The sequence below is a fragment of the Mesorhizobium sp. M7A.F.Ca.CA.002.04.1.1 genome, from assembly GCF_004022805.1.
Taxonomy (GTDB): Bacteria; Pseudomonadota; Alphaproteobacteria; order Rhizobiales; family Rhizobiaceae; genus Mesorhizobium; species Mesorhizobium ciceri.
Map to the genome: position 1 here is coordinate 1 of NZ_RZPL01000671.1, position 3102 is coordinate 3102.

Sequence of the window (3102 nt, forward strand, 5' to 3'; positions counted from 1 at the left end):
CTTGTCATAGGCTTCGCGCTGGTTGGCATGGTGCCAGCGATGGAACTGCGGGCTGGCGATCAGCCACTTCAAGGGGCCGAACGGAATCCGCACGTTTGAATGCACAAGCAGCGTATGTCCAAGGTAGAGAGTCGAAAAGACGGCGATCGACGCTTCCGAGAAGCCGAGGAAAAAGATCGGCGTCAGCGATATTGCCTTTGTGACGATGGCGTCGACGGGATGATTGTGGAAGGCCCCGAGCCAGTCGAGTTCCTCAATGCCGTGGTGAACGGCATGGAACTTCCAAAGCGCCGGGATTTTGTGAAAGGCCCGATGTGTCCAGTAGACGCCGACATCGGTGATCACGATGATTTCGGCAACCTGCAGCCAGACGGGCTGGCCGCTGACGGCATGCGTTATCGCTTGCGGGACCAGGAGTGCAGCGGCACCGAGCGCGCCTGCCGCCATCATGACGATGGCCAGCTTTATGATGAAGCCGTTGAACAGCAGATAAATCAGATCGACAGCGAAGCCCTTGCGAAAGATCTTCTGCGGCCGCTCGGCAAACAGATGTTCGAACGGAATGAAGATCAGGGCGCAGATCAGAAGTGCCTTGATGCCAAAGATATCCATCGATTCGCCTCAGCGCGCAGTCCGCGCCTCTGAGAGGAACCACATCTCCCTTTCCAAAGGCTAAAGGCTCTACCTTTTGCGCAAGTGGCGGCGGCAAACGCGGATTGTGAATGGAACGCGGGTGGACGAGGAGACGCGAATGCGGGCTCGTCCTGCGGCGTGTGGCCCATCCCCCAACTAGAACCTGACCGCGAGATTGGCTTTCACGCTCTGGTCTGCGGCGCGACTGCCGAATTGTCCCCCATAGGTGAGGCCGAGCGTGGCATTGTGTGCGATGGCGATGTCGAACCCGACATCGAGTATCAGCCCGTCCTTGGCGATCGGCACGCCCGCGACGGTGAATGATGCGCCGCCGGCGAATGCGAAGCGCGACAGCGGTACGGTCTCGCCGAAGGCATGGCGCCAGCCGAGCGTGCCGCGAACCGTCGCCGCCATCTCGCCGACGGTGAACTCGCCTGAGGCATGTAGGCCGAGCGTGGTGAAGATCGCATCGGTGATTGCCGAAGCGCTTGTCAGCGTCGCCGCGCCGCCTGTCTCGGTGAAGCCGTCAGTCCGGAGGTTCACATAGGCGAGATTGGCGAAGGGCTCAAAGCCTAAATTTCCAGCATGGATACCATAGCCCAGTTCGCCGAACACCTGCGCCGTTCCGGCGCGATAATCTGCCTTGAGGCTGTCATTGAAACCGGGGAAAGTGACGGAGCGGCTCGTCGCGATGTCGTGCCAAGTATAGGATGTACCGGTGCGCAAGCCGAGCGTGCCGCCCCCAACATCCCAAGTGGTGCCGCCATAGAGGCCGAGATGATAGTTGTCGCTCGAGCCCGACGAGGCGCGGTCTTTCACATCGAGGTTGGTGCGGCTGTATCCCGCCATGATACCCAATCGCCAGGTGTCGAAAATGGCGGCGTCACCGCCGGCCAGGAAACCGCCAGTCGAGCGGTCAACGCGGGCAGCATTGCCGTCGCTGCCAGTATGGCCCCATGAACCAAAGCCCTGACTCCAGAGGGCGAAGCGATCGGTGTCCGACGCCACTGCAGCGGTCGTATTGGGATCGAGCGAGACATAGGCGCCCGCAGCACCGCCATAGGTCTGATCGGCGTAGGCCATGACCGGAGCGGCCGATGCACCGACGATACCGAAAGCGGCCCGGATGCGGTTCGTCGCCGCGTCGCGCAGAAGACGGCTATCTTCGATGAGGGAAGTCTGCGCCGAGGGATACACCTCGCCCGAGAGCTGGTCGAAGGCATCACGTGCCTGCACGTCGGTCGCGAGGTTGAGGATGACGTTGTACAGGGATCCGGATGTCGGCAGGCTCTCGAGCCCCCCAGCGGTTGCGATCTGATTGCGGGTCAAGGCTGCGTCGGTGAAGTTGCGGTATTTCAGGATGTCGAGATAGGCGTTGTTGGTGTCATAGGTATCGACAAGCCTGAGGAAGGCGGTGTTGAGAACTCCAGTCAAGGCAGCGAACTGCCCGGTCAGCCCGGCATCGGCGGTCAACACCGTATAGCGGGTGCCCGGCACCGCAATGCCGCCCGCGGCGTTCACGGTCAGCGTCGCGCCAGTGATCGTCGCGGTGCCGGAGGTGCTGAACCTGTCGGCCTGGCCGGCCGTGTTGATATCGATCGCCATGATGCTGCCAGTCGCGAAAGCGGCATTGCCGCCGGTTTGCCGGATCACATCGCCGGCGCCAGCGTCGGCCATTGTCAAGGTGCCTTGATTGGTGAACTGAAACAGATTGGTCCATTGCGTCGTCTCCGCGACGCCGGCGGAGTTTCCACCGACGGCGGTCCCGTCGTTGACCAGCCTGCTGGCGCCACCGCCGAAATCACTGGTTCCACCGGCGCCGTTCCAGTTCCCGTCGTTGGCGAACAGTGTCGCGCCGCCGGCAAACTGCGCTGTACCGACGATCGAACCGGCGTTTGTGAGCGCCATCGTCGCGGCATTGGTCTCGATCGCCGCATCGCTGGACAGTCCGGAAAGACTACGGATCGCGCCCGACGAGGCGACGTTGATGGCGCCCGTCCCACCAGTCAAAGTCAGGCCACGCGTCGCGCCCGTCACCGTGCCGGCGACTTGCACATCCACTACGCCGTTGCCCGTCGCGACGATGCCCTCGGCCGACGTTCCGGTCACCGCGCCATTGGCGATCACCGTGATCGCGCCCGTGCCAAGATTGGTTGCCTGGATACCTGTCGTACCCGAGACATTGCCATTCGTCGTCACATTGATCGTGCCAGCGCCCACCGGATTGTCCTGGAGCGCGAAGATCGCCGTAGCCGCAGTTGCGTTCACAGCACCCGTTATCACCGCGACATTGCCGGCCGAGCTTTCAGCGTCGATACCTCGACCAGTCGTCGCGGTGATCGGACCAACCGCCTTCACGGTCACCGAACCTGTACCGACAGTCCCTGCGACAATCCCGCTGCTCGCGTCGATCGCGCCGTTCGCCGTGACATCGACGTTGCCGCTTCCCGAGGAAAGGCCAGCGAAGAT

Annotated in this window: 2 protein-coding genes; both read right to left on the reverse strand. The window is 62.3% G+C overall.

Annotation, left to right across the window (positions count from 1 at the left end; genetic code table 11):
- Positions 1-612 (reverse strand): sterol desaturase family protein (locus tag ENZ75_RS26475; protein ID WP_164888015.1); only part of this gene is annotated, 612 nt, incomplete at its 3' end.
- A 177-nt stretch (positions 613-789) separates the two neighbouring features.
- The coding region (locus tag ENZ75_RS26480) for an autotransporter domain-containing protein (protein ID WP_128278431.1) at positions 790-3102 on the reverse strand (2313 nt) is incomplete at its 5' end.